Genomic DNA, 26,042 nt, shown 5'->3' with positions numbered 1-26,042 from the left:
CTCAAGGAACGGACGCTTCCTTTGTACTCACCCGAGTCACTCTCGGGCTTTCCTCCGGGCGCTTCCCTTCGGTCTTGCGTTTCCGACTCTATCAGTGTTTTTCCGTCTCTCTGACCACTCATCCACAGACATGGAAAAGCGGACCCCGAGATAGGATCTGACAAGTTGGTTGCCGCTTGGGGCGGGACGCTCAGTTGCGCCGCTCGGCCCCGAGCAGGTCTACGACTGTACAGCGGGCTCCGGAGGCCGTGCAAATCGACTGGACTGGTGGTCTAGACCACTAGACGGTATCTTCCGTGGGGAACCCCGCTTCTGACATACGCTGCTGGGCAGAGCCACCCGGGACAAGCGGTGACGGCTCGTACACGCAGCTCCACCCCGGGAGGCTTCCCATGACCATCGTGACGTCCCCGCTCGCAGGACGCGCCGTCGGACTGGCCGCCGTGCCGGACCCCGTCTTCTCGGGAGAGATGGTCGGCCCCGGCACGGCGATCGACCCCGCGCGTGACGCGTCCGAGGCCGTCTCCCCCGTGGACGGAGTGATCGTCTCGCTGCACCCGCACGCCTTCGTCGTGGTGGACAGCGAGGGACACGGCGTGCTGACGCATCTCGGCATCGACACCGTGCAGCTGAACGGCGAAGGATTCGAGCTGCTCGTCAACAAGGGCGACACCGTCCAGCGGGGTCAGGCCGTGGTCCGCTGGGATCCGGCCGCCGTCGAGGCCGCGGGCAAGTCGCCGATCTGTCCCGTCGTGGCCCTGGAGGCCACGGCCGACGCCCTCTCCGATCTCCGCGTGGACGGCGACGTGAAGTCCGGCGAAGCGCTCTTCGGCTGGCAGTGACGCCAGAGGCCGTATCGCACGGCAAGTTCCTCAACCACCGCGGCGGCCGGGCCGCCGCCCTACCGGAGACGGGTGAGATGGAGACAACGCTGCGAGGCGTCGGTGTGAGCCACGGTGTGGCGATCGGCGAGGTTCGGCACATGGGAACGGCGGTGCTGGAGCCGCCGGCCAAGCAGATACCGGCAGAGGAAGCGGAACGCGAGCAGGGACGGGCCCGCAAGGCGGTGGACGCCGTCGCGGCCGACCTCATGGCGCGGGGCAACCTGGCGGGCGGCGAGGCCCAGGCGGTGCTCGAGGCCCAGGCGCTGATGGCACAGGACCCTGAACTGATGGCGGACGTGGAGCGCCGAATCGCCGTGGGGAGCACGGCGGAGCGGGCGGTCTACGACGCGTTCGCCGCGTACCGGGCACTGCTGGCGGGCGCCGGTGAGTACCTCGCGGGCCGGGTGGCCGACCTCGACGACGTGCGGAACCGTATCGTCGCCCGGCTGCTGGGGGTACCCATGCCGGGCGTGCCGGACAGCGACGAGCCGTATGTCCTCATCGCCCGCGATCTGGCGCCCGCGGACACCGCGCTGCTCGACCCGACTCTCGTGCTCGGTTTCGTCACCGAGGAAGGCGGGCCGACCAGTCACAGCGCGATCCTGGCGCGGGCGCTCGGCGTACCGGCCGTGGTGGCGTTGCCCGGGGCCGGGGAGCTGGCCGAGGGCACGGTGATCGCCGTGGACGGCAGCACCGGTGAGATCTTCGTGAACCCGAGTGCCGAGAAGAAGGCCGAACTGGAGGCCGCCGCCGCGGAGCGCAGGGCCGCACTGGCCGCGTCCAGTGGACCGGGCGCCACCTCCGACGGGCACAAGGTGCCGCTGCTGGCCAATGTCGGCGGCCCCTCCGACGTGCCGGCGGCCGTGGAGGCCGGGGCGGAGGGTGTCGGTCTGTTCCGTACCGAGTTCCTCTTCCTGGACGACAGCAAGCAGGCGCCGTCGGAGGAGAAGCAGGTCGAGGCGTACCGGCAGGTGCTGGAGGCGTTTCCCGAGGGGCGTGTGGTCGTACGCGTGCTCGACGCGGGCGCCGACAAGCCGCTGGACTTCCTGACGCCGGCCGATGAACCCAACCCCGCGCTCGGTGTGCGGGGGCTGCGGACGCTTCTGGACCACCCCGAGGTGCTGCGGACGCAGCTGACGGCGCTCGCCAAGGCCGCCGAGGGGCTGCCCGTGTACCTGGAGGTCATGGCGCCGATGGTGGCTGACCGCACGGACGCGAAGGCGTTCGCCGACGCGTGCCGTGAGGCTGGGCTGCGTGCCAAGTTCGGGGCCATGGTCGAGATCCCGTCGGCGGCTCTGCGGGCGCGGTCGATCCTGCAAGAGGTCGAGTTCCTGTCGCTGGGGACCAATGACCTCGCGCAGTACACGTTCGCGGCCGACCGACAGGTGGGTGCGGTGTCGCGGTTGCAGGATCCGTGGCAGCCCGCGCTGCTCGATCTGGTCGCGCTGTCCGCCGAGGCGGCGAAGGCCGAGGGCAAGAGCTGCGGCGTGTGCGGTGAGGCGGCTTCGGATCCGCTGCTCGCGTGTGTGCTGACGGGCCTGGGTGTCACCTCCCTGTCCATGGGTGCGGCGTCGATTCCCTATGTGCGGGCGACGCTGGCCAAGTACACGCTGGCGCAGTGCGAGCGTGCCGCGGCCGCCGCTCGCGCGGCGGACACCGCCGAGGAGGCGCGCGGCGCGGCTCAGGCGGTGCTGTCGGGCGAGTGACCTCGCCCTGATCGTCAGTGGTCGAGGGGCGCTCCACCTGCGGGTGGGGCGCCCCTCTTCCGTTCAGTGGGTGTGTCCGTCCGTGGCGGTGTGTCCCGGGCCGAAGTCGTCTCCGAGGTCGGGTGGGGTGCAGTAGTCGACGCCGGACTCCGGGGAGACGAGGTCGCCGGATTCCGCGTCGGTGCAGTAGGCGTCGAAGACCTCTCCCGCGGTGAGGGGTTCGAGGCCGTCGCCGCGCAGGCGCCAGCCGTAGACCCGGTCGGTGGTGCCGGGGGCGCTGGTGCGCATGACGAGGCCGCCTGGGCTGCGGGTGGCGATGCCGAGGGCGAGGACGGTGGCGAACTCCAGGGCCTCGCTCTCGTCCAGGCGGTTGGCTCCGTCCGGGTCCTGGTCCGCGTGAAGGACGGCGACGAGTCCTTGGGGCTTGGAGGAGACGCTGCACACGAGGTGGCGTTCACCAGGGGCGGCCGTGTCGAGGATGCGGGTGAGGAGGTCGGTGGCGCGGGCGAAGGCGGCGCGTCCGATGTCCTCACCGCAGCAGGCGCAGGTGCCGATGTGGGGGAGGAGTGTGGTGGCGTACTCCCAGGTGGCCTGGCGGACTGCTTCGTCGATCAGTTCGGGGACGAGTTCGGTGAGGGGTTGGCCCTCGTAGGGGAGGGCGGCGCCCGTCGCGGCCAGCTCGGCGGTGAAGCGGGTGCGGCTGGAGGGGGTGTCCGGTTCGAGGCCCGTGTCGGCGCAGAATTGCGCGTACTCCTCGGGGTCGAAGAGGGCGACGGTGGTGTGGTCGCCCTGCTCCGCGCGGGTGCGGAGCAGGGCCTCCACCTGGTCGAGGTAGGTCGTGTGGTCGTCGAAGGCGAAGCTGCGGTAGCGCCGCATGGCTGTGAAGTCGTGCTCGTCGGCGAGCAGGCCGATGGTGCCCGCGATCTCGCGGAGCAGGATCCTGCGCATGCCCTGGTGGCCGGTGTGTGCCATGGTTTCCCCCTGTGCGAGCAGTCGATCAATGCTCACTCACCGTAACCGGGGGCACTGACAACGGGGGTCGGCCCGGGGTTCGTCCCGCGGCCTGAGGTGTCGGTCAGGCTCGTTCGCGGGCCAGGGCCTCGTAGAAGCGCAGCAGGTCGAGGTTGTCGATGGAGCCGGGGTTGACCGCCTTCTCCATGGGGGTGCCCTGGAGGAGGCGCTTGACGGGGACCTCGATGCGTTTGCCGGTGAGGGTGTGGGGGATGCCGGGGACCTCGATGATCTCGTCGGGTACGTGGCGGGGGGAGAGCTGTTCGCGGATGGTCCGCTTGACGCGGTTCAGGAGGGCCTCGTCGAGGGTGGCGCCGGGGGCGAGGTGCACGAAGAGGGGCATCCAGTAGCCGCCGTCGGGCTGTTCGATGCCGATGACGAGGGATTCCTTGATCTCCGGGAGCCGTTCGACGGCTTCGTAGATGTCGGCCGAGCCCATGCGGACGCCCTGGCGGTTGAGCGTGGAGTCGGAGCGGCCGTGGATGACGACGGAGCCCCGGGAGGTGACGGTGATCCAGTCGCCGTGGCGCCAGACGCCGGGGTAGGTGTCGAAGTAGCTGTCGTGGTAGCGGGTGCCGTCGGGGTCGTTCCAGAAGTGGATCGGCATGGACGGCATGGGGTTCGTGACGACGAGCTCGCCCACCTCGTCGGTGAGGGGTTTGCCGCTGGGGTCCCACGACTGGAGGTCGGTGCCGAGGCAGGGGGCCTGGAGTTCGCCGATGTGGACGGGCAGGGTGGGGACGGCTCCGGCGAAACAGGAGCAGACGTCGGTGCCGCCGCTGACGGAGGCGATCCAGAGGTCTTCGCGGACCTCGTCGTGGAGCCAGCGGAACCCGTCGGGCGGGAGCGGGGAGCCGGTCGTGCCGACGCACTGGACGCGGGAGAGGTCGTAGTCCCGGCCGGGGTGGACGCCGGCCTTGGAACAGGCCATGACGTAGGCGGCGGAGGTGCCGAAGAGGGTGGCGCCGGTGCGTTCGGCGACGCTCCACTGGGCGCCGGTGTCCGGGTACCCGGGGCTGCCGTCGTAGAGCACGACCGTGGTGCCGGTGAGGAGGCCGGAGACGAGGAAGTTCCACATCATCCAGCCGGTGGACGTGTACCAGAAGAAGCGGTCCTCGGGGCCGAGGTCACAGTGCAGGCCGAGCTGTTTGAGGTGCTCGACCAGGATGCCGCCCTGGGACTGGACGAGGGCCTTGGGCAGGCCGGTGGTGCCGGACGAGTAGAGCACCCACAGGGGGTGGTCGAAGGGGACCTGCTCGAAGGTCGGCTCGGTGTCGGCGGAGGTGAGGGCGGCCCATTCCAGGGCCCCGTCGGGGGCGTCCGTGCCGAGGAGGGGGACGTGGACGACGGCGCGCACGGTGGGCAGTTCGCGGCGGAGTTCTGCGACGATGTCGCGGCGGTCGTGGTCCTTGCCGCCGTAGCGGTAGCCGTCGACGGTGAACAGCACGACCGGTTCGACCTGCTGGAAGCGGTCGAGCACGCTGCGGGCGCCGAAGTCGGGGGCGCAGGAGGTCCAGACGCCGCCGACGGCGGCCGTGGCAAGGAGGGCGACGACGGCCTGGGGGATGTTCGGGAGGTAGCCGCTGACCCGGTCTCCTGGGCGTACGCCCAGGTCGCGCAGTGCGTCGGCGAGGGAGCCGACCTGGCGGCGCAGTTCGGCCCAGGTGACGGGGCGTGGTTCGTGGGTCTCGTCGACGTGGAGGAGGGCCGGTTCGTCGGCGCGGGTGGCTGCGGCGCGCAGGGCGTGTTCGGCGTAGTTGAGGGTGGCTCCGGGGAACCACTGGGCGCCGGGCATGGCGCGGTCGCCGAGCACGCGCGCGTAGGGGCTGGAGAACCGGACGTCGAACCATTCGGCGACGGCCTTCCAGAAGGTCTCCAGTTCGTCGACCGACCAGCGGTGCAGGGCCGGGTAGCCGCCGTCGGCGGGGGCTCCGTGGTGCTCGGCCGCCCAGGTGTGGAACTGGGTGATCCGGGCCCGGGCGATGCGGTCCGCGTCGGGCTGCCAGAGCGGCGAGGGGTTCGCTGAGGTCATGGGTCGGCTCCCGGACTGTGCGCGTCGTGTGCGTCTGGCGCGCACGAGCGGGGTGTGCGCGTGACGCGGCCACCACGGACGATGCCATGTGATCGACTTCGGCACCAGAGTGTGCCGGGGATGGTCGGCGACATGAAGTGTGACGTCACTGTGGGTGAACGGAAATTGAACGGCTCACACAAACGGGCCGGTCAATGGCAGGGTGAGCCGCATGGACGGTCGTGACCTGGTGCGTTCGGTGAAGGCGATCGGTTCGGCGGGGGCGGTGCAAGGGCTCCGTACCGTACGGGCCGCGTGGCGCAGGAGGCGTTCCGACGCCACCGGGTTGGCGGCGCGGGGCGCCGAGCGGGCGCGGGTGCCGGGCGCGGTGCGGGACGTGGAGCCGGGGCCGGGCGGCGGGGTCGTGCGGTTCGACCGGACGGAGTTGCGGATCACGGTCGATGTGAACGGTGGCGTGTTCTGGGGCTGGGACGGGGTCGGGCAGGAGCCGTCGTACGCCCTCGCGGGCCGGTGCCCGGAGCCGGATCCGCGGGCGGTGCTGGAGCCGGACAAGGACGGCGGCTGGCGGGTCGTGGCCGAGCGGGTGACGGTCGTGGTGTCGCGGCACGGGGCGGTGGAGGTGCGTACGCCCGGTGGGGTGATGTTGCGGCGTGATCTGCCGCCGCGGTGGTGGGAGCCGGTGGGCGGGGGCGAGGCGCGGTGGACGCAGCGTTCGGAGGTCGCGGCCGATGCCCGGTTCTTCGGGCTGGGCGGGCGGGCGTCCGGGCCCCGGCTGCGCGAGGGGACGTATCGGCTGTGGAACACGGATCCCGGGCACGCGTTCGAGCCGGGTGATGATCCGCTGTACATCACGATGCCGGTGCAGATGGTGGTGGCCGACGCGGGGACGCATCTGGTGTTCCACGACACCACGTGGGACGGCCAGGTGACGTTGCGCGAGGGCGAGGAGGGCGCGGGGTCGGGGCACGACCGGGTCGGTACGACCGAGCTGCGGATGTCCGGGGGGCCGCTGCGCTGCTGGGTGATCGTCGGCACTCCCGCGCGCGTGCTGCACGCGTGGGCGGCGCTGACGGGGGCTCCGGCGCTGCCGCCGGCGTGGGCGCTGGGGCACCATCACGCGCGGTGGGGGTTCGGGAGCGAGCAGGAGGTGCGGCGGGTCGTCGAGGGGTACCGGGAGCACGGGCTGCCGCTCGACGCGGTCCATCTGGACATCGACCACTACGACGGCCACCGGGTGTTCACGGTGGACGCCGAGAACTTCCCGAAGCTGCCGGACCTCGCCGAGGAGTTGCGGGGGCAGGGCGTCCGGCTGGTGTCGATCGTCGACGCGGCGGTGAAGGCGGAGCCCGGCGACGCCGTGTACGACAGCGGGACGGCTGAGGACGCGTTCGTGCGGGATGCCGCCGGGCGGGTCGTGGAGGGGCTGGCGTGGCCCGGGGATTCGGTCTTCCCGGACTTCACGCGGGCGCGTACGCGCGCGTGGTGGGGCGGTCTGTACGAGGAGCGGCTCGGGCAGGGTTTCGCCGGGTTCTGGCACGACATGAACGAGCCGACGTCGTTCGTGGCGTTCGGGGAGAACACGCTGCCGCGGTCGGCCCGGCACGATCTGGACGGCCGGGGCGGCGACCATCGGGAGGCGCACAACGTGTACGCGCTGTGCATGGCGCGGGCCGGCTACGAGGGGCTGCGTGAGCTGGTGCCCCAGGAGCGGCCGTTCGTGTTCTCGCGTTCGGGGTGGGCCGGGATGCAGCGCTACGGGGGCGCGTGGTCCGGGGACGTGGCGACGGGCTGGCCGGGGCTGCGGGCGTCGCTGTCGCTGGTGCTGGGGCTCGGTCTGTGCGGGGTGCCGTATTCCGGTCCCGATGTGGGCGGTTTCGACGGGACTCCGTCGCCCGAGCTGTTCCTGCGGTGGTTCCAGCTGGGGGCGTATCTGCCGTTGTTCCGTACGCACGCGAGCATGCGGGCGGGACGCAGGGAGCCGTGGGAGTTCGGGGACGAGGTCGTCGAGCACGCGCGCGTGGCGCTCGTCGAGCGGCGGCGGCTGCTGCCGTACTTCATGACGCTGGCTCACATGGCGCGGCGGACCGGTGCGCCGTATGTGCGCCCGGTGTGGTGGGGTGCGCCGGAGGACAGGGCGTTGCGGGACTGTGAGGACGCGTTCCTGCTGGGGGGTTGCCTGCTGGTGGCGCCGGTGCTGGATCCGGGCGTGGACCGGCGTGCGGTGCAGCTGCCGCGGGGGCGCTGGTATGACACGGCGACCGGGAAGGCGTACCAGGGGCCCGGGCAGGTGCTGGTCGACGCGCCTTTGTCGCGGATACCGGTTCTCGCGCGCGCGGGTGCCGTGGTGCCGGTCCGGGGCGCCGACGGCGGCCTGGAGCTGGAGGTGTGGGCACCCGCACGCGGGCGGACGGGGGGCGGGCTCGTGGTGCCGGACGCGGGCGACGGCTGGGACGAGCCGGAGGTCGAGCGGTACACGACGCGCTGGGAGGGGCGGCGTGTGGTGGTGGAGCGGGACGGGGACGAGGGGGCGGTCGAGCCCGCGTACCCGGTGCGGGTCCGGGGGCTCGACCTGGAGTGAGTGGTTCGGCTCAGATGTAGCGGCCGTCGAAGAACGCCTGGACCGCCAAGGTGTGCAGCGGGAAGGCGAGCTCGGCCGGTCTGCGCAGCAGGTGCCAGCCCTCCGTCTCGTCGGTGGCCGTGGGCGTGGGGAGGTTGGCCGCCGGGCGTTCGGGGAGCAGCCCGAACAGGAGCAGGTGGCCGTCGGGTGAGCTCATGGCGTCGGCGAGGCGGACGTCGCGGTCGGCCGCGCAGATGCCCGTCTCCTCCTTGAGCTCGCGGACGACGGCGTGCCGCCAGTCCTCCCGGTGGTCGATGAAGCCGCCGGGCAGGGCGGTGCCTCCGCGCGCGGGGGCGATGGTCCGTGTGATCACGACGAGGGCTGTGCCCTTCGTGTCGTACACGGGCTGGAGGGCCACCGCGACGGGGAGCGGATTGCGGTAGGCCACGGTGTGGCAGGCCCCGCAGGTGCGGGGCCAGCCGGAAACGCCCTCACCGTAGGGCGCTCCGCAACTGGAACAATGCGAGTCCGGTGCGGAGTTGGCGGTTGGGTGTTGATTTGCGGACACGCGGCGGACTGTATCCGATCATCTGCTGGTCGTCCTGTCGGGGCGACGCAATGCGCCACCGCGCGGCCGGTGGGCGTCACGGGTGAGGGGCGGCCGGAACCACCCCCGTGGGCCCCGGCCACCCCTCACGGATACTGCGACGCCGGGAGGGGCCGGTTGGTTCGCTCCGGGGCCTGCTCAATTTCTGTCACCCGTGACAAACTTCTGACGACCCATCAGATCGGATGCCGGGGAGGCGTTTTGTCACGTCATCGCACACCCGTGGTCGCCGGCTGGTTCACCGGTGAGGGCGAGGGGTTCCGGCTGCTCGGCACGTGCTGCTCGGCGTGCGGTTCGGTGTTCTTCCCGCGTGAGGACGTCTTCTGCCGCAATCCCGGCTGCGGCGGGGGTGAGCTGCGGGAGGTGCCGCTGTCCCGGCGGGGTCGTGTCTGGTCGTACACCGATGCCCGGTACCGGCCGCCGTCACCCTACGTGTCCGATCCGGAACTTCCATGGGAACCGTACGCGTTGATCGCGGTGGAACTGGCCGCCGAGCGTCTCGTGGTGCTGGGGCGGGCGGTTCCCGGGGTCACCGTCGCCGATCTGGCGGTGGGCATGGAGGTCGAGGTCGTCCCCGGTGTGCTGAACGAGGACGCGGAGACGACCTGGACGACATGGCACTGGCGGCCGACGGGGGTGACGGCATGACGGGCGAGGTGGCGGTGCTCGGCGCGGGCATGCACCCGTGGGGGAAGTGGGGGCGGAGTTTCGTCGAGTACGGCACGGCGGCCGCGCGAGCGGCCCTGGAGGACGCCGGGATCGACTGGCGGGACGTCGGTTCGGTCGTCGGGGCGGACACGGTGCGGGGCGGCTATCCGGGGTACGTGGCGGGGGCGACCTTCGCCAGGGCGCTGGGCTGGCAGGGGGCGCGGGTCACGAGTGTGTACGCGGCCTGCGCGTCGGGGGCCCAGGCGGTGAGTGTCGCCAGGGCCCAGATACTCGGCGGTCTCGCGGACGTCGTACTCGTCGTGGGCGCCGACTCGGCACCGAAGGGGTTCTTCCGGCCCGCGGGCGGGGACCGCCCGGACGACCCCGACTGGCTGCGGTTCCGGGTCCTCGGCGCGACCAACCCGGCCTACTTCGGGCTGTACGCGCGGCGCCGGATGGCGATGCACGGCGACACCCCGGAGGACTTCGCCCGGGTCAAGGTGAAGAACTCGGCGCTGGGGGCGCTGAATCCGTACGCGCGGTACCGCAAGCGGGTGACCCCGGAGGAGGTCGCGGGCTCCGCCGTCGTCGCGGATCCGCTGCGGCTGCTCGACATCTGCGCCACCTCGGACGGGGGCGCGGCGCTCGTGCTGTCCAGCATGGAGTTCGCCCGGCGGCACGGCGCGGTACGGCCGGTGCGGATACGGGCGGTGTCCACCGTGACGCCGCGCTACCCCACCACGGTGCTGGATCTGCCGGACATCGCCACGGACTCCGCGGTGGCGGTGGAGCCGGATGCCGAGACGTTCCGGGCGTCGATCGCGCGGGCGGCGTACGAGGAGGCGGGCCTCGGGCCGGACGACCTGTCGCTCGCCGAGGTGTACGACCTGTCCACGGCGCTGGAGTTGCAGTGGTACGAGGACCTGGGACTGTGCGGCGAGGGTGAGGGGGCGAAGCTCTTGCGGGACGGGGGGACGACGCTCGGCGGCCGGACACCGGTGAACACGAGCGGGGGTCTCGCGTCGTTCGGGGAGGCGGTCCCCGCGCAGGCGATCGCCCAGGTGTGCGAGCTGGTCCGGCAGTTGCGGGGCGAGGCCGGTGACCGGCAGGTGGCGGGGGCCCGTGTCGGGCTCAGCGCGAACCAGGGGCTGTTCGGGCATGGCTCGGCGGTGATCGCGGTGCGGTGACGCGGTGGCGGGGAGCGTGGAGTTGGGCGGTGCGGTGACTCGGGTGGGCGGGAGCGCGGTGTCCGTGGTGCGGTGACTCGGGGGTGGGAGCGCGGTGTTTGTGGTGCGGTGACGCGCCTGTGGGAGCGCACCTGGGGGCGGTCGCCCGGCGTCGGGTCGGCCGGGTGTCCGAGAGGGGCGGACAGGTGTGCGTACGGGCCGTCGCGGTCCGGGAATCGTGCGTGAACAGCTCATGAACCGGGTTCCGGCGGGCGCGGGCGGCGCCATCATGCTGCCGTGCCTTCCTGGTCGGACACGCTCCGCTTCGCCTTCCAGCCGATCGTCAATCTGACGACCGGAGGGGTGTCGGCGCTGGAGATACTGGTGCGCCCCGAGAGCGGTGACGTGCTGGCGGAGGCCCGCCGCAATCCGGAACTCGACGGCAGGCTCGCCGCGTCCGCGATCCGTGCCGCGGCCCGGAGGGAGACGCTGCTGCCCCTGCATGTGAACGTCTTCGCCGCGACGCCGGCCGACCTGGGCGGGCTGGCCGCGCTGCGGGACGCCGTACGGGAAGCGCGACGGCTGCCCTGGGAGGTGACCGTCGACATCGTGCCGCCGTACACGCACGTGCCGCGGCAGGCCCTGCTGGAGGCGGTCGCCGGGCTGCGGAGCGAGGGTTTCCGGATCTGCGCGGACGGGGTCGGGGACGGCGACGTACCGCTGCGAACCCTGGTGGATCTCGCCCCCGACCTGGTGAAGCTGGACGCGTCGCTGCTGGCGCGCCCCGCTGCCGTGCGGGCGATGCGGACGCTGTGCGACGAGGTGGGCGCGCTGCTGTCGGTCGAGGGGGTCGAGACGGAGGCGCAGTGCGCGGCCGCGAGGGCGGCGGGCGCGCAGTTGGCGCAGGGCGAGTTGTTCGCGCCGGCCGCCCGGCTGCCCGCGGCGGACGTGTATGTGCCGCGGCTCTCCCCCGTGGCCTCGGCGCCGGTCTCCGGGCCCTCGGTGCGGCAGTTCCTGCGTCCGGCCGCGCTGTTGCCCGCGTCGGCGTCGGCGGGCGAGGTGCGGGCGCTGCTCACCGGGGCCCCCGAGGTGTCGGGGGTGCTGCTCGTGGACGGACACGGGAGCCCGGTGCGGTCGGTGCACCGGTCGCGGTTCCTGATGTCGCTGTCGGGGCGCTACGGGCACGCGCTGTACGCCGACCGGCCGGCGGCCAGGCTCGCCGACCCGCCCCGTACGGTCGGGGTGGACGCCACCGCCTGGGAGGTCCTCGATGTCGTGGCGGTCGGCGACCGGGACCGTACCTCGGACGACGTTGCGGTGGTCGACCGGTCCGGGCGGTGCGTGGGCGTCGTACGGCCGGCGGATCTGTTGCGGGCGCTCGCCGAGAGCCGGGTCGAGGAGGCGGCGGGGCTCAATCCGCTGACCCGGCTTCCGGGTTCGGACGCGATCACGGGGGAGGTCGACCGGTGGATCGCGGAGGGGCGCGTGTTCGCGCTGAGCTGGCTGGACATCGACCACTTCAAGCAGGTCAACGACGGGGCGGGGTTCGCGGCCGGGGACGAGTTGATCCGTTCCGTGGGGCGGGCGTTGCAGCGGGCCGCGTCGGGGACGGCACGGGTGGGCCACATCGGCGGTGACGACTTCCTGGTCCTCGCCGAGCCGGACGGGCTCGATCCGTTGGCGGGGGCGATGCTCGACGCCCCGTGGTCGGCGGGCGGGCGCGCGGTCACGCTGTCGCTCGCCACGGTCGTGTGCGCCCCCGGCACTGTCACGGACCACCGGCAGGCCGCGGCGTGCCTGGCACCGCTCAAACAGGCGGCCAAGGCGCTGGACGGCGCCAGTTGGGTGCTGGGCCGCGCCGGGCGACCGGGGCACGTGGTGCGGCGCGGGGCCGAGGCGGTGGGAGCGGGGGCCGGGCGACCGGGGCGGGGCCGAGTCGGGTGAGGCCGGGGTGACGGGCCGGGCCGGGCGAGGCCGAGGCGAAGGGGCGAGCCGGGTGAGGCCAAGGCAAAGGGACCTAGCCGGGAGGCCAAGTCGGGCGGGGGCCGACGCGGGGGCGCGCGGGTGGGTGCCCGACTTCGCGGCTGACCGCCGCACCCCCGTGCCGCGTCCCTGACCGCCGAACCCTTGTGTCCGCGCCCCCGTTCGCTCCGGCTGCCGCGCCCCGATGTGATGCCGAGCCGCAGCCCCGGCAGCGCTACGGACCGTGGGGGCGGCCGGTGTGCCGGGCGGTCCTCCGGAACCATTGTTCGTCCGTGTCCTTGACGCCCCCTGGGTGCCGGTGAACACTTCCGGTGTCAGTCGGCATCGCCGCATTCGGGCGTCTTTGTGCACTGCGCCGCTCGGGTCTCCCGCCTGCCCATCGGGCCGCCCCCACGGGCGATTCGGCTGTTACGGCACGCTCGTCACGGACGCCGGGCGGGGCGCGGGACTCTCCCTGCCTTCGGCTGAAGTAGCCATGGGAACGCACCCTGCACGGATGGTCCGGGGTCGATCACCCCGGGCCGGGGCCTAGGAGCCGCCATGAGCAACGGAGACATATTCCTCGGCGAGGTCATCGGCACGGCGATCCTGATCCTCTTCGGCGCCGGTGTGTGCGCCGCCGTCACCCTCAGGTTCTCCAAGGCGAGGGCGTCGGGCTGGATCGTCATCGCGTTCGGGTGGGGCTTCGCCGTACTGGCCGGTGCCTACACCGCCGCGCCCCTGTCGGGCGGGCATCTGAACCCGGCGGTGACCTTGGGGGTCGCGGTCGACACGGGGACGTGGGACAAGGTCTGGGTGTACCTGCTGGGCCAGATGGTGGGCGCGATGCTCGGCGCGGTCCTCGCGTACCTCGTCTATCTCGCGCAGTTCCAGGCGAACATCCGCAAGGAGGGCACCACGGAGGGCACGGCCGACGAGCCGACGCCGACCCTCGGGATCTTCTCCACCATCCCGGAGATCCGGAACCCCGTCGCCAATCTGATCACCGAGATCATCGCGACGGTCGCCCTGGTCCTGCCGATCCTCGCCTTCGGCCGGAACACGGGTATCGGCATCGGCCAGATTCCCGGCGAGGAGGCCGGGGTCTACGGCTCCGGCATCTCCGTGCTGCTGGTGTCGTTCCTGGTCGTCGGCATCGGCCTCTCGCTGGGCGGGCCCACCGGGTACGCGATCAACCCGGCGCGTGACCTCGGACCGCGCATCGTGCACACCGTGCTGCCGATCCCCGACAAGGGCACCTCCGACTGGGGTTACGCCTGGATCCCGGTCGTCGGCCCGCTGGTCGGCGGGGTCCTCGCGGGGCTCGTCTACAACGCGGCCTTCTGACCCACCGACGCGAGAAGCGCACCGACGCAAGACGTGTGCGGACGCAAGACCTGTATTGGCGCAAGACGTGTATTGACGCAAGACGTGTATTGACGCAAGACGTGAGGGGATGTCATGCCGGACAACGCCCAGAAGTACGTCGCCGCCATCGACCAGGGCACCACCTCCAGCCGTTGCATCATCTTCGACCAGGGCGGTGCCATCGTCGCCGTCGACCAGCGCGAACACCGCCAGATCTTCCCCAAGCCCGGCTGGGTGGAGCACGACGCCACGGAGATCTGGTCGAAGGTGCAGGCCGTCGTCGCCGGGGCGATCGCCAAGGCAGGGCTGCGCCCGGACCAGATCAGCGCGCTCGGCATCACCAACCAGCGCGAGACGACCGTCCTGTGGGACCGGGCCACGGGCAAGCCCGTGCACAACGCGATCGTCTGGCAGGACACGCGTACCTCCGCGCTCTGCAACGAACTCGGCGGCTCCGACGGCCAGGACCGGTTCCGGGAGCGGACCGGTCTGCCGCTGGCGAGCTACTTCTCCGGCCCGAAGGCCGCCTGGCTGCTGGACAACGTGCCGGGGCTGCGGACCCGTGCCGAACGCGGCGAGATCGCCTTCGGCACGATCGACTCCTGGCTGATCTGGAACCTGACCGGCGGTACCGACGGCGGCCGGCACGTCACCGACGTCACCAACGCCGGGCGCACCATGCTGATGAACCTGGAGACCCTCCAGTGGGACCCCTCGATCCTCTCCGCGATGGACGTGCCGGAGGCCGTCCTCCCGGAGATCAGGTCCTCCGCCGAGGTGTACGGCACCGCCGTGGGCCAGCTCGCGGGCGTCCCCGTGGCGTCGGCACTCGGCGACCAGCAGGCAGCGGTGTTCGGGCAGGCCTGCTACGACGTGGGCACCGCGAAGAACACGTACGGCACCGGCAGTTTCCTGCTGCTCAACACCGGCAACCGGCCCGTGGCGTCGAAGAGCGGACTGCTCACGACCATGGGGTACAAGATCGGTGACGAGGCGCCCGTGTACTGCCTGGAGGGGTCGATCGCGATCACGGGCGCCCTGGTGCAGTGGTTCCGCGACCAGCTGGGCATCATCCGCAGCGCCGACGAGATCGAACCGCTGGCCGCGAGCGTCGACGACAACGGCGGGGCGTACATCGTGCCCGCGTTCTCCGGGCTGTTCGCGCCGTACTGGCGCTCCGACGCCCGCGGCGTCGTCACCGGGTTGACGCGGTACGTCACCAAGGCGCATCTGGCGCGGGCGGTGCTGGAGGCGACGAGTTGGCAGACGCGCGAGGTCGTGGACGCCATGTACCAGGACTCGGGGGTGCGCATCACCACCCTCAAGGTCGACGGCGGCATGACGAAGAACAATCTGCTGATGCAGCACCAGGCGGACGTCCTCGGTGTACCGGTGATCCGTCCTCAGGTCTCCGAGACGACCTGTCTGGGCGCCGCCTACGCGGCCGGGCTCGCGACCGGGGTGTGGAACGACCTGGACGAGCTGAAGTCGCACTGGAGCAAGGACGCCGAGTGGACGCCGGCCATGGAGGACTCCGTCCGGGACCGCGAGTACCGCAACTGGCGCAAGGCGGTGGAGAAGAGCTTCGGCTGGCACGAGGAGGACGCCGGCTGAGCGCGCGTCCCGAGGCCACGGCCCGTACCCCGGTCGGCGGGGGTACGGGTCGTGCTCGGGCCGGGCTCAGGTCGTGACGGTCTGGCGGTGCTCCGCCGTGTACGCCATCGCGTGCCGGACGACGGAGACCAGGACGTCCTTGACGGACTCCCGCCGGCGCGCGTCGCACAGCACGACGGGGACCTCGGGGTCGAGGTCGAGGGCCTGGCGGACCGTCTCCGCCGGGTAATGCGCCGCGGTGTCGAAGCAGTTGACGCCGATCACGAAGGGGATCGAGCGGCGCTCGAAGTAGTCGACGGCGGCGAAGCAGTCCTCCAGGCGGCGGGTGTCGGCGAGCACCACGGCACCCAGGGCGCCGGAGGCCAACTCGTCCCAGAGGAACCAGAAGCGGTCCTGGCCGGGCGTGCCGAAGAGGTACAGGACGAGGTCCTCGCGCAGGGTGATGCGACCGAAGTCCATGGCCACGGTGGTGGTGTGCTTGCCCTCCACACCGGTGGTGTCGTCGACCGGGCGGCCCGCCTCGGTCAGCACCTCCTCGGTGCGCAGCGGCTTGATCTCGCTGACCGCGCCGACGAGGGTCGTCTTGCCCACGCCGAAGCCGCCGGCCACGAGGATCTTGAGCGTGACGGGCTCGACCGGAGGTGTGCCGCGCTCAGTGCGCCCGAGGATCATCGGTCTCTTCTCCTGCTGGATGGTTGTCGCGCGACGGCGGACCGCGGCCTGCTCACAGCGCCCGGAGGCCGTTGATCACGTCGCGCAGAATACTCTCGTCCACCAGTTCGGCAGGCGGAACTGGACGATTCACATGGACCAGTTCCTCGTCGACGAGGTCGCCGACGAGGACCCGGACCACTCCGACGGGCAGGTCCAGTTCGGCGCCGAGTTCGGCCACCGACTGCGGGGTGTCACGGCACATCTCCACGATGCGGACGTGCTCCGGGGACAGCGAGTTGTCGTCCTCCGGATCGTCGACGTGCGGTTCCGTGACGACCACGGCGATCAGATCGAGGCGGTGCTGCACCGCGTGGCTGGTCCGGCCACGCGTCATGGCGTACGGACGGACCACCGGTCCGGCCTCGTCGTCGAACCAGTGGCTTCTTCCCTGACCGTCTCGGCTCATGCCATCCCACTACCCGCCCTGGGGCAGATCGGTGCGTGGGGCGGAGCCCAGATGTACGCCGACCCGCTTGACCAGCAGCGTCATCTCGTAGGCGACCTGCCCGATGTCGGCCTCCGCGTCGGCGAGGACGGCGAGGGCGCTGCCGTCGCCGGCGGCCGTGACGAAGAGGAACGCCTCGTCGAGTTCGACGACGGTCTGCCGGACGTTGCCCGCCTCGAAGTGGCGGCCGACGCCCTTGGCGAGGCTGTGGAAACCGGAGGAGACGGCGGCCAGGTGCTCGCTGTCCTCCCGGGTCAACTCCTTGGAGACGCCCGTGGGCAGTCCGTCGCCGGAGAGCACGAGTGCCTTGCGGATGCTGGCGACGCGCTCCACCAGATCGTCCAGGAGCCAGTTCAGCTCGCCGGACGTGCCGGTCGCGGTGGGCCCTTCGGCCTTCGGTGCGGTCATCGACCGTCCCCCTCTGTCGTTCCTCTTGGTGCTGAGACGTCTCGGGCGTCGTCGCCCTCGGCGTTCTCCTCGCGGCCTCGCCGCCAGCCACGCTGGAGGGAGGCCATACGGCTGCGTACTTCGTCGGCGTCGCGTTCGGCGGTGTCCGGCCGGTCGGGCCGAGCCCTCTCGCGCTCGACCCGCCGGGCGAGGCCGTCCTTCAACTGCGGGGCCAGGTTGGCCTGGCGGACGCGCCGGGGCAGCGGGCTCGGAGCTGCTTCCGCCGGGTCGGCCGTCACGTCCGTACGGGGGGCGGGCGTGCCCGGGACGGGCCTCGGCGCGCGGGGGGCCGGGTCGTCGGCCGCGGTCGTGCGTCGGCGTTGGGGCAGCGCCGGGGGTTCGGCGCGGTCCCCGCGCAGGGCGGTGAACGGCCGGGAGTCGGTGATCTCGGCGTCGCTGCCCTGCGGTGGCTCGTCCTCCGGGCGGCGCGGCTTGTGTCCCGTCACCGGGCGGCCGTGCGAGCTGACCAGGTGGGGTGTCCGGCGCTGCGGCAGCGGTACGGGGCCGACCGTCGGGTCGGGGTCGGTGAGGGGCGTCCGCCGCTCCTCCCCGTCGTACGCGGTCCGTGGGTCGCCCTCGACCCCGGTGAGGGGGCGGCGCGGCCGGAACAGTTCGCCGCCCTCGCCGTCGTCGCCCAGGGTGGTCGGGAAGCCGCCGAGGGGGTCCAGCTCGACCGGTGCCTCCAGCTCCACGGGGCCGTCGAGGATGGCGGCGGACAGACCGGGCAGACGGACCGGCACCTGGGAGAGGGCGGCGTTGCGCTCCTCCTCCAGCTGGGCCTCCCGGGTGGGGTGGGCGCGGTCGAGGCGGAAGCCGATGCCGTTGGTGTCGGGGACGTCGTCGGTGAGGAGCGCGTCCGGGATGAAGACCACGGCCGTGGTGCCGCCGTACGGCGAGGGCTGGAGGGAGACGCGGACCTTCTGCCGCTGGGCGAGCCGGCTGACCACGAAGAGGCCGAGCCGGTCGGTGTCGGACAGTTCGAAGTCGGGGGTCTCGGCGAGCTTCAGGTTGGCGTCGAGGAGCGCCTCGGCCGCCATGCCGAGGCCCCGGTCGTGGATCTCCAGGGTGAAGCCGTTGGCGACGCGCTCGCCGAGGACCTGCACGGCGGTGTGCGGGGGCGAGAACACCGTGGCGTTCTCAAGGAGTTCGGCGACGAGGTGGGTGAGGTCGGCGACGGCGGGGCCGGTGACGGCGACCCGGGGCAGCCGGCGGACCTCGATGCGTTCGTAGTCCTCGACCTCGGCGACGGCGGCGCGGACGACGTCCATCAGCTGGATGGGCTTGCGCCACTGACGTGACGGGGCGGCGCCGGAGAGGATGACCAGGCCCTCGGCGTGCCGGCGCATACGGGTGGTCAGGTGGTCGAGGCGGAACAGGTCGGCGAGTTCCTCGGTGTCGTCGGTCCGGCGCTCCATGGTGTCGAGGAGGGTGAGCTGCTTGTGGAGCAGGACCTGGCTGCGGCGGGCGAGGTTGACGAAGACCTCGGAGATGCCGCTGCGGAGCTCCGACTGCTTGACGGCGGCCTCGACGGCGGCCCGCTGGAGGGTGTTGAGGGCCTGGCTGACCTCGCCGATCTCGTTCTTGTCGTACTCCAGGCGGGGCACTTCGGTCTCGACGTCGACCTGTTCGCCCGCGGCGAGCCGGCGCATCACGCTGGGCAGTCGCACATCGGCCGTCTCGTGGGCCTCCTGGCGCAGCCGGCGGAGGTCGCGGATGAGGACGCGGCCGATGCGCACGGACATGAACAGCGAGACCAGGAGGGCGAGGAGACCGAGGGCCCCCGCGATGACGGCCCTGAGGATGACATGGGTGGCCAGGGGGCGCACCCGGTCCTGGTAGCGGTCGCCCGCCTCGATGCTGAGGTCGCGGAGGTGGGAGAGCACCGGTTCCACCGCGCTGTCCCAGCTCTTGGCGCTGACGCCCGCGCGCTGTCCGGCGACGGAGCCGATGACGTCCTGCTCGACCGAGCGCAGGGGCGCGGTGTTCGCGTTCCGCCAGTAGCTGGAGAAGCGGTCGCGCTCGGTGGGGGGCAGCAACGGCAGGGTGATGTCGTACAGCAGGGTCCGCTGTGCCACGAGGTCGGAGAAGTCGCGGATCTCGTCGCGGGTGATCCGGCCGGCGACGAGGACGGCGCTGAACAGCGCGTCCTCGCGGGAGAGGAGCTCACGGGCGCGGCCGAGGTTGACCAGGGCGCGGCCCTGCTTGTCCATCTCGACGTTGTCCAGGGCGGGGAGGTTGGACAGCAGGGCGAAGCAGGGGTCCACCAGCTCGTTGTAGAACTTGAGGCCCTGGCTGACGGTGACGGTGCCGTCGTCGACGCCGGTGCGCAGGGCCGGGAGGCCGTCGAGGGCGTCCAGGATGGCGGTGAGCCGTAGCGAGGTGGCCTCGCCCATCTTCTCCCGCAGCTCCGTGTCCGTGGCGTGGTCGCGGAACTGCGCGACGGCCTTGTCGGTGGCGCCGCGGCTGCGTTCCAGGGCCTCGGCGGCGTCGGAGCCGCGCGGATCGGCGAGGTGGACGAGGGTCTGGCGGCGTTCCTGCTGGAGGACGCGGATGGTGTCCTCGGTGGGGAAGCCGATCTCCTCGACGATGTCGGCCACTCGGAAGAGGTCGCTCGCCGCGCGTCCCGTGAGCACCGTGGCGAAGGCCCAGACGCTCGTGAGGGCGATCAGGGGCACGAGCAGCAGCGCCACGATCTTCCGGCGGATCGATTTCCCGCGAAAGCGCATGGCCTCCCCCAGCTCATCCCCCGCCGGCCCGGGGGCACACATGTGCGTCAACAAACGGCGTGAGCCTACTACCGACACGCGGGTATCTCGAAGGGCTGTCCGCAGGCACCAGTCGCCCATGGCGAACCAGACATGGGGAGTTGTCCGTTCATTGGGGGAGATTGCCTCCCCCTGTCGGGCAGTTGAACCCATGGCATCCCGTCGGAGAAGTTGGCCGGTTGGCCGGATTTTTGCGTTCCTTGGGAATCTTTCCGCGCACCTCGATCGTCTTTCTGTACGGGAATGGGGGACGGAAAGGGGCGACAGGCCCCGCAAGCCGCCCCCGGGTGGCGTAATTCGGAGGAAGTCGGGCACCAGAGGGGGGCCGGGTCTCGTGATCCCGGAGCTCTTGGTCCACCGGCGGTGGGGAGTGACAAAAGTTGATGGGCACGGCGGAGCGGCAGATAACGCTCGAGAATGACGAGGTGATACCTGAGGAGGCGACACCACAGGCTGCGGCCACGGCCGTTCGGGCACCCGAGCGCGGCCTCCGCGCCGACGGGGGTGTCGCGGTGGAGGAGAAGAAGCTGTCCGCCCTGGACGAGGAGCGACCGTACGGCCGGCCGTTGTGGATCGAGGAGCCGGCGCGCAGGCGCCGACTGCCCGATCCGGTGCGGACGGCGGCGGTGCGCGCGGTCCTCATCATCGCGGTGACGCTCATTCAGGCGATGGTGGCCGTGCTGTGCACGCTGGCCGGTTCCTGGCTGGCCTTCCCCATGGTCCTGAGCAGCGTCGGCAGTACGATCGCGGCGACCTGGGGCGCGCTGGACGTCTGGGTGACCCGGCAGGTGTGGAGCCAGCGCAACGGCGTGGTGTCCACCCCGAGCAGCACGGCGCGCGCGCTGCGGCGTGAGCGGCGGAGGGTACGCCGCGACGCCCGCGTGGCGGAGCGCGCGCAGGCGCGGATACGCCGCCGGGGCGGCGCCGGTCAGCTGTCGCACCCGTAGGTCCGGCCTGTCCTCTCGTTCCTCCTGGCCGGGCGTGTCAACCGTCACATCGGCCGGACGCCATGCATAGAACGCAGCCTTCCGGTTATGCGCTCAGCCGCAAGGGCGCCTGTGACACGGCGCTGACCAGGAGGAACGAGAGACATGCCCGAACTTTTCATCGGCGGAGCATGGCGCCCCGCGCTCCACGGGCGGACCCGTGAGATCCGCTGTCCCGCCGACGGCAGCCTGGTCGCCGTCGTCGACGAGGCCGGCTCCGAGGACACCGTCGAGGCGATCGCCGCCGCGCGTCGCGCCTTCGACGAGGGCCCGTGGCCCACGACCCCCGCCGCCGAGCGGGGCGCCCTGCTGCTGCGGGTCGCCGACCTGCTCGTACGCGACAGGGACGCGCTGGCCCGCGCCGAGTCGCTCGACACCGGCAAGCGGCTGGTGGAGAGCGAGTACGACATGGACGACATCGCGAACTGCTTCCGCTACTTCGGTCACGCGGCCACCGCCGAGACGGGCCGGGTCGTGGACACCGGGCAGGAGGGTGTCGACAGCCGGGTCGTGCACGAGCCGGTCGGCGTGTGCGCGCTCATCACCCCGTGGAACTACCCGCTCCTGCAGACGGCCTGGAAGGTCGCCCCCGCCCTCGCGGCCGGCAACACCTTCGTGCTGAAGCCCAGCGAGCTGACCCCGCACACCGCGATCCATCTGATGCGGCTGCTGGAGGAGGCCGGGCTGCCGCCGGGCGCGGCCAACCTGGTCCTGGGCGCCGGTCCCGAGGCGGGCGCCCCCCTCTCGGAACACCCGGACGTCGACCTCGTCTCGTTCACCGGCGGCCTCCAGACCGGTCGGCGGTTGATGGCCAACGCCGCCGCGAGCGTGAAGAAGGTCGCGCTGGAGCTCGGCGGCAAGAACCCGAACATCGTCTTCGCCGACGCCGACTTCGACGCCGCCGTGGACATGGCCCTCACCGCCGTCTTCCTGCACTCGGGCCAGGTGTGTTCTGCGGGAGCCCGGCTGCTGGTCGAGGACGCGCTGCACGACCGGTTCGTCGACGAACTCGTACGCCGGGCGGAGCGGATCCGGCTGGGCGGCCCGTTCGACGAGCGGGCGCAGACCGGGCCGCTGATCTCGGCGGCGCACCGCGCGAAGGTCGAGGAGTACGTGGCCAAGGGCCTCGCGGAGGGCGCGGTACTGCGCTGCGGCGGCGCGCGGCCGTCCGGCGAGGCGTACGACCAGGGCTTCTACTATCTGCCGACCGTCCTGGACGAGTGCGCGAGCACGATGTCCGTGGTCCAGGACGAGTCCTTCGGGCCCGTGCTGACCGTGGAGCGGTTCAGCGGCGAGAGCGAGGCCGTGCGGCTGGCCAACGACACGATCTACGGTCTGGCCGGCGCCGTCTGGACGTCGGACGAGGCCAGGGCCCGGCGGGTCGCCGCGCGGCTGCGGCTCGGCACGGTGTGGATCAACGACTACCACCCGTACGTCCCGCAGGCGGAGTGGGGCGGCTACAAGCAGTCCGGCTTCGGCCGTGAGCTCGGGCCCGCGGGGCTCGCCGAGTACCGCGAGACGAAGCACATCTGGCGCAACACGGACCCCTCCCCCCAGGGCTGGTTCGCGTAACTCCCCTCCTTCCGTGGGGACTTGGGGCGTACGTATGACTCCTCCTCCGCGTCCGCGGATGCGGCCCCCCTCCCTGCACCTGCCCCCTCTCCCGCACACACCCCCTTCCCTCCCCCTCCCCCGCCTGCCCCGACGGGCACCCCATCCCGGCACCCGTGAGAGCCGCTCCCCCTTTCCCCCAAGGCCCCCAGGAGTCCGCTCATGACGACCATCGAGCAACCGACCGGACCACAGGATTCGACCGACCCCCAGGATTCGACCGGACCGCAGACGCCGAACGGACCGCAGACGCCGAACGGACCGCAGAAGTCGAACGACGACGCCGAGCTCGCCGAGTTCGGCTACAAACCCGAACTCAAGCGCACGCTCGGCAACTTCCACACCTTCGCCGCCGGGATCAGCTACATCTCGATCCTCACCGGCACCTTCCAGCTGTTCTACTTCGGCTACAGCAGCGGCGGCCCCGCCTACTGGTGGTCGTGGCCCATGGTGTTCGTCGGCCAGTTCATGGTCGCCCTCTGCTTCGCCGAGCTGGCGGCGCGCTACCCGGTGGCGGGCTCCGTCTACAACTGGTCCAAGAAGATAGGCAATCCCCATCTGGGCTGGCTCGCCGGATGGATGATGCTGACCGCGTCGATCGTGTCGATCGCGGCGGTGGCGCTCGCCTACCAGCTGACCCTGCCGCAGATCTCCGACTGGTTCCAGTTCGTCGGTGACGGCACCGGCACCTATGACGTGGCGACCAACGCGGTCATCCTGGCCGCGGTGTTGATCCTGTTCACCACGTTGGTGAATGCCTTCGGCGTGAAGCTGATGGCCACGATCAACACGGCGGGCGTCTTCATCGAGTTGATCGCCACTGTCGTGCTGATCGCCCTGTTCGCCGTGCACATCACGCGCGGCCCGCAGGTCGTCCTGGAGACGAACGGCACGGGTGAGGGGTACGGCGGCGCCGGGTACCTGGGCGCGTTTCTCGTGGCGTCGCTGGCGTCGGCGTACGTCATGTACGGCTTCGACACGGCCGCCTCGCTCGGTGAGGAGTCGCTGGACCCGTCCCGGAACGCGCCGCGCGCCATCATCCGCGCGATCGTCGCCTCCTTCGTGCTGGGCGGTCTGATCCTGCTGCTGGCGCTGATGAGCGTCTCCAGCCTGAAGGGCGAGAAGCTGTCCACGGACGGTCTGCAGTACGTCGTGCTCGACGTGCTCGGTCCGACGGCCGGCAAGGCCATGCTCTGGTGCGTGCTGATCGCGGTCACGGTGTGCGCGCTCGCCGTGCACACGGCGGCGATCCGCCTGGCCTTCGCGATGGCCCGCGACAACAACCTGCCCGCGTCCTCGCTGCTGGCCAAGGTCAGCCCGCGCTTCCAGACCCCGGTCCTCCCGGCCGTGATCATCGGTGTGCTGGCCCTCTCGATCCTGCTCGTGAACATCCGCCAGCCGCAGATCTTCACCGTGGTGACCAGCATCGGCATCATCATGATCTACCTCGCCTACCTCGGCGTGACCGTGCCGATGCTGGTGGCGCGGCTGCGCGGCAGGTGGCAGCCGGCGGGCGACGGCAGGTTCTCCCTGGGCCGCTGGGGCGTCCTGGTCAACGCCCTGGCCGTCCTGTGGGGCACGGGCATGACCCTCAACCTGATCTGGCCCCGGGCGTCCGTCTACAACGCGACCGAGCCGTTCCACTGGTACCTGCGCTGGGGGGCGGTCCTGTTCGTCGCGCTCATCGCCGGCGGCGGCTTCGCCTACTACTGGTTCGTCCAGCGGCACAAGACCGGTGTGCTCGCCGAGCACGCGATGACGGCCGCCGGCACCGCGCCGTCGGGCCCGACGGCACCCCCCGCGCCGCCCGTCGCCTCCCCCGCCGTCGACTGACACAACGGCGCAGCACGCAGCACGCACCTCGCACCACGCGGTCCCCGGCGCCGATCCGCCGGGGACGCATGCAACGCAAGGAGGACACCTCCCCATGAGCGATCAACTCCCCATGAACACAGAAGAGTTCGATTACGTCGTGGTCGGCGGCGGCACCGCGGGCAACGTGGTGGCGGCCCGGCTCTCCGAGGACCCGTCGGTCACGGTGTGCGTCCTGGAGGCGGGGCCCAGTGACGTCGGCGACGACGCCGTCCTGAGACTGGAACGCTGGATGGGCCTGCTGGAGTCCGGCTACGACTGGGACTACCCCGTCGAGCCGCAGTCCAGCGGCAACAGCTTCATGCGGCACGCCCGAGCGAAGGTCCTCGGCGGCTGCTCCTCACACAACTCCTGCATCGCCTTCTGGGCCCCCGCGGAGGACCTGGACGACTGGGCGGCGGCCGGCTGCAAGGGCTGGTCGGCGGCCGACCTCTTCCCGCTCTACCAGCGGCTGGAGAACAACGACGCCCCCGGCGACCACCACGGCCGCAGCGGGCCGGTCAAACTCCGCACGATCAAGAGCGACGACCCGTGCGGCACCGCCCTGCTGGAGGCGTGCGCCCAGGCCGGGATACCGACGACGCCCTTCAACACCGGTACGACGGTGGTCCGGGGCGCCAACTGGTTCCAGATCAACTCCGACGAGAACAACATCCGGCAGTCCTCCTCGGTGGCGTATCTGCACCCGATCATGGGCAAGCGGCCCAACCTGGAGGTCCGCACGGGCGTCCGCGCCAAGAAGCTGGTGCTGGAGGGGCGGCGCTGCGTCGGCGCCGAGTACCTGGACCCTGACCTGATCCACACCCGCACGGTCCGGGCCCGGCGCGAGGTCATCGTCTCCTGCGGCTCCATCGACACGCCGAAGCTCCTGATGCTCTCCGGCATCGGCCCCGCCGAGCACCTGCGCGAGGTGGGCGTGGACGTGGTCGTCGACTCGGCGGGCGTCGGCGAGAACCTCCAGGACCACCCCGAGGGCGTCATCATGTGGGAGGCCGCGCAGCCGATGCCCACCACGTCCAACCAGTGGTGGGAGGCGGGCATCTTCTACGACACCGAGCCCGGCCTGGACCGCCCCGACCTGATGTTCCACTACGGGTCGGTGCCGTTCGACATGAACACCGCCCGGCACGGCTACCCCACGACCGAGAACGCGTTCTGTCTGACGCCCAACGTGACGCGGGCGAAGTCGCGGGGCACGGTGCGGCTGCGTACCCGCGACTACCGGGACAAGCCGAAGGTCGACCCGCGGTACTTCACCCACGAGCACGATGTGCGGGTGATGACGTACGGGCTGCGGCTGGCCCGTGAGATCGCCGCGCAGCCGGCGCTGAGCGGGTGGAAGGGGGCCGAACTGGCGCCCGGGCCCGATGTGCGGACCGACGACGAGCTGTTCGACTACATCCGCAAGACGCACAACACCGTCTACCACCCGGCCTGCACCGTGAAGATGGGTGCCGACGACGACCCCTCGGCGCCGCTCGACGCGCGACTGCGGGTCAAGGGGGTCGAGGGGGTGCGGGTGGCCGACGGGTCGGTGATGCCGGATCTGGTGACCGTCAATCCGTGCATCACGACGATGATGATCGGCGAGAAGTGCGCGGACCTGCTGAAGGCCGACTCCTGAGGGGTGGGGTGTCCGGGGACGCC

19 protein-coding genes are annotated in these 26,042 nt (G+C 71.6%); 12 read left to right on the top strand and 7 right to left on the bottom strand.

The window, feature by feature from the left end:
* Nucleotides 1-392: 392 nt before the first annotated feature.
* Together ACZ4Z2_RS29540 and ptsP are read left to right on the top strand one after the other, a co-directional pair.
* Entirely contained in the window at nt 393-842 is a 450-nt protein-coding gene (locus tag ACZ4Z2_RS29540) for a PTS sugar transporter subunit IIA (protein ID WP_468080095.1), read from the top strand.
* Between the two features lie 77 nt (nt 843-919).
* Nucleotides 920-2,590 carry a phosphoenolpyruvate--protein phosphotransferase gene (ptsP, locus tag ACZ4Z2_RS29535; protein ID WP_468080094.1) on the top strand — a complete coding sequence of 557 codons (1,671 nt, stop codon included), beginning with the start codon at nt 920-922 and terminating at the stop codon, nt 2,588-2,590.
* Nucleotides 2,591-2,653: 63 nt separating this feature from the next.
* On the opposite strand, the gene ACZ4Z2_RS29530 is transcribed toward ptsP, so the two are convergent.
* Together ACZ4Z2_RS29530 and ACZ4Z2_RS29525 are read right to left on the bottom strand one after the other, a co-directional pair.
* The gene (locus ACZ4Z2_RS29530) at nt 2,654-3,562 is read right to left on the bottom strand and encodes a hypothetical protein (RefSeq protein ID WP_468080092.1); all 909 of its coding nucleotides are present in this window, start codon (nt 3,560-3,562) and stop codon (nt 2,654-2,656) included.
* A gap of 103 nt (nt 3,563-3,665) precedes the next feature.
* Nucleotides 3,666-5,633, bottom strand: a complete 1,968-nt coding sequence (locus tag ACZ4Z2_RS29525) for an acetoacetate--CoA ligase (protein WP_468080090.1) — start codon at nt 5,631-5,633, stop codon at nt 3,666-3,668.
* Nucleotides 5,634-5,844: 211 nt separating this feature from the next.
* Between ACZ4Z2_RS29525 and ACZ4Z2_RS29520 the strand changes: the two genes are divergently transcribed.
* Nucleotides 5,845-8,211, top strand: a complete 2,367-nt coding sequence (locus ACZ4Z2_RS29520; protein WP_468080088.1) for a glycoside hydrolase family 31 protein — start codon at nt 5,845-5,847, stop codon at nt 8,209-8,211.
* A gap of 10 nt (nt 8,212-8,221) precedes the next feature.
* Here the strand turns inward: ACZ4Z2_RS29520 and ACZ4Z2_RS29515 are convergent, their stop codons facing one another.
* The gene (locus ACZ4Z2_RS29515; RefSeq protein WP_468080086.1) at nt 8,222-8,758 is read right to left on the bottom strand and encodes an NUDIX domain-containing protein; all 537 of its coding nucleotides are present in this window, start codon (nt 8,756-8,758) and stop codon (nt 8,222-8,224) included.
* Nucleotides 8,759-9,019: 261 nt separating this feature from the next.
* Here ACZ4Z2_RS29515 and ACZ4Z2_RS29510 point away from each other — a divergent pair, with 261 nt between their 5' ends.
* The 5 genes from ACZ4Z2_RS29510 (at nt 9,020) to glpK (ending at nt 15,555) form a co-directional block, all read left to right on the top strand.
* On the top strand, nt 9,020-9,445 hold the full coding sequence (locus tag ACZ4Z2_RS29510) for a Zn-ribbon domain-containing OB-fold protein (RefSeq protein WP_468080098.1): 426 nt from the start codon (nt 9,020-9,022) through the stop codon (nt 9,443-9,445).
* Nucleotides 9,442-10,632 carry a lipid-transfer protein gene (locus ACZ4Z2_RS29505; protein ID WP_468080097.1) on the top strand — a complete coding sequence of 397 codons (1,191 nt, stop codon included), beginning with the start codon at nt 9,442-9,444 and terminating at the stop codon, nt 10,630-10,632. Before ACZ4Z2_RS29510 ends, ACZ4Z2_RS29505 begins: the two co-directional genes overlap by 4 nt.
* 276 nt (nt 10,633-10,908) lie before the next feature.
* A complete protein-coding gene (locus ACZ4Z2_RS29500) occupies nt 10,909-12,555 on the top strand; it encodes an EAL domain-containing protein (protein ID WP_468080085.1) in 1,647 nt (548 codons plus the stop codon).
* A gap of 579 nt (nt 12,556-13,134) precedes the next feature.
* Nucleotides 13,135-13,920: an MIP/aquaporin family protein gene (locus ACZ4Z2_RS29495; protein WP_468080083.1), complete on the top strand. Its 786-nt coding sequence runs from the start codon at nt 13,135-13,137 to the stop codon at nt 13,918-13,920.
* A 114-nt stretch (nt 13,921-14,034) separates the two neighbouring features.
* Entirely contained in the window at nt 14,035-15,555 is a 1,521-nt protein-coding gene (gene glpK / locus ACZ4Z2_RS29490) for a glycerol kinase GlpK (RefSeq protein WP_468080081.1), read from the top strand.
* A gap of 66 nt (nt 15,556-15,621) precedes the next feature.
* On the opposite strand, the gene ACZ4Z2_RS29485 is transcribed toward glpK, so the two are convergent.
* Genes ACZ4Z2_RS29485 through ACZ4Z2_RS29470 form a run of 4 tightly spaced genes read right to left on the bottom strand, consistent with a single transcriptional unit; the run spans nt 15,622 to nt 19,887 of the window.
* The gene (locus ACZ4Z2_RS29485; protein WP_468080079.1) at nt 15,622-16,227 is read right to left on the bottom strand and encodes a GTP-binding protein; all 606 of its coding nucleotides are present in this window, start codon (nt 16,225-16,227) and stop codon (nt 15,622-15,624) included.
* A 52-nt stretch (nt 16,228-16,279) separates the two neighbouring features.
* Complete coding sequence (locus ACZ4Z2_RS29480; protein ID WP_468080078.1) at nt 16,280-16,675, bottom strand: DUF742 domain-containing protein; 396 nt, start codon at nt 16,673-16,675, stop codon at nt 16,280-16,282.
* A 9-nt stretch (nt 16,676-16,684) separates the two neighbouring features.
* Nucleotides 16,685-17,122, bottom strand: coding sequence for a roadblock/LC7 domain-containing protein (locus ACZ4Z2_RS29475; protein ID WP_055717220.1), 438 nt, complete (start codon nt 17,120-17,122; stop codon nt 16,685-16,687).
* Nucleotides 17,119-19,887, bottom strand: coding sequence for a nitrate- and nitrite sensing domain-containing protein (locus ACZ4Z2_RS29470; protein ID WP_468080076.1), 2,769 nt, complete (start codon nt 19,885-19,887; stop codon nt 17,119-17,121). Before ACZ4Z2_RS29470 ends, ACZ4Z2_RS29475 begins: the two co-directional genes overlap by 4 nt.
* A gap of 422 nt (nt 19,888-20,309) precedes the next feature.
* Between ACZ4Z2_RS29470 and ACZ4Z2_RS29465 the strand changes: the two genes are divergently transcribed.
* From ACZ4Z2_RS29465 to ACZ4Z2_RS29450, 4 genes are all read left to right on the top strand, one after another.
* Nucleotides 20,310-20,873 (top strand): hypothetical protein, encoded by a 564-nt coding sequence (locus ACZ4Z2_RS29465; RefSeq protein WP_468080074.1) that lies wholly within the window; start codon nt 20,310-20,312, stop codon nt 20,871-20,873.
* Nucleotides 20,874-21,017: 144 nt separating this feature from the next.
* Complete coding sequence (locus ACZ4Z2_RS29460) at nt 21,018-22,484, top strand: aldehyde dehydrogenase family protein (RefSeq protein ID WP_468080073.1); 1,467 nt, start codon at nt 21,018-21,020, stop codon at nt 22,482-22,484.
* 201 nt (nt 22,485-22,685) lie between these two features.
* Nucleotides 22,686-24,356, top strand: coding sequence for an APC family permease (locus tag ACZ4Z2_RS29455; RefSeq protein ID WP_468080071.1), 1,671 nt, complete (start codon nt 22,686-22,688; stop codon nt 24,354-24,356).
* 112 nt (nt 24,357-24,468) lie between these two features.
* Nucleotides 24,469-26,019 carry a GMC family oxidoreductase gene (locus ACZ4Z2_RS29450; RefSeq protein ID WP_468080096.1) on the top strand — a complete coding sequence of 517 codons (1,551 nt, stop codon included), beginning with the start codon at nt 24,469-24,471 and terminating at the stop codon, nt 26,017-26,019.
* Nucleotides 26,020-26,042: the final 23 nt, after the last annotated feature.

The sequence above is a fragment of the Streptomyces sp. NPDC030183 genome, assembly GCF_055573455.1.
The sequence above is the reverse complement of the archived record's forward strand: the minus strand, read 5'-3'. Positions and strand labels throughout refer to the sequence as shown.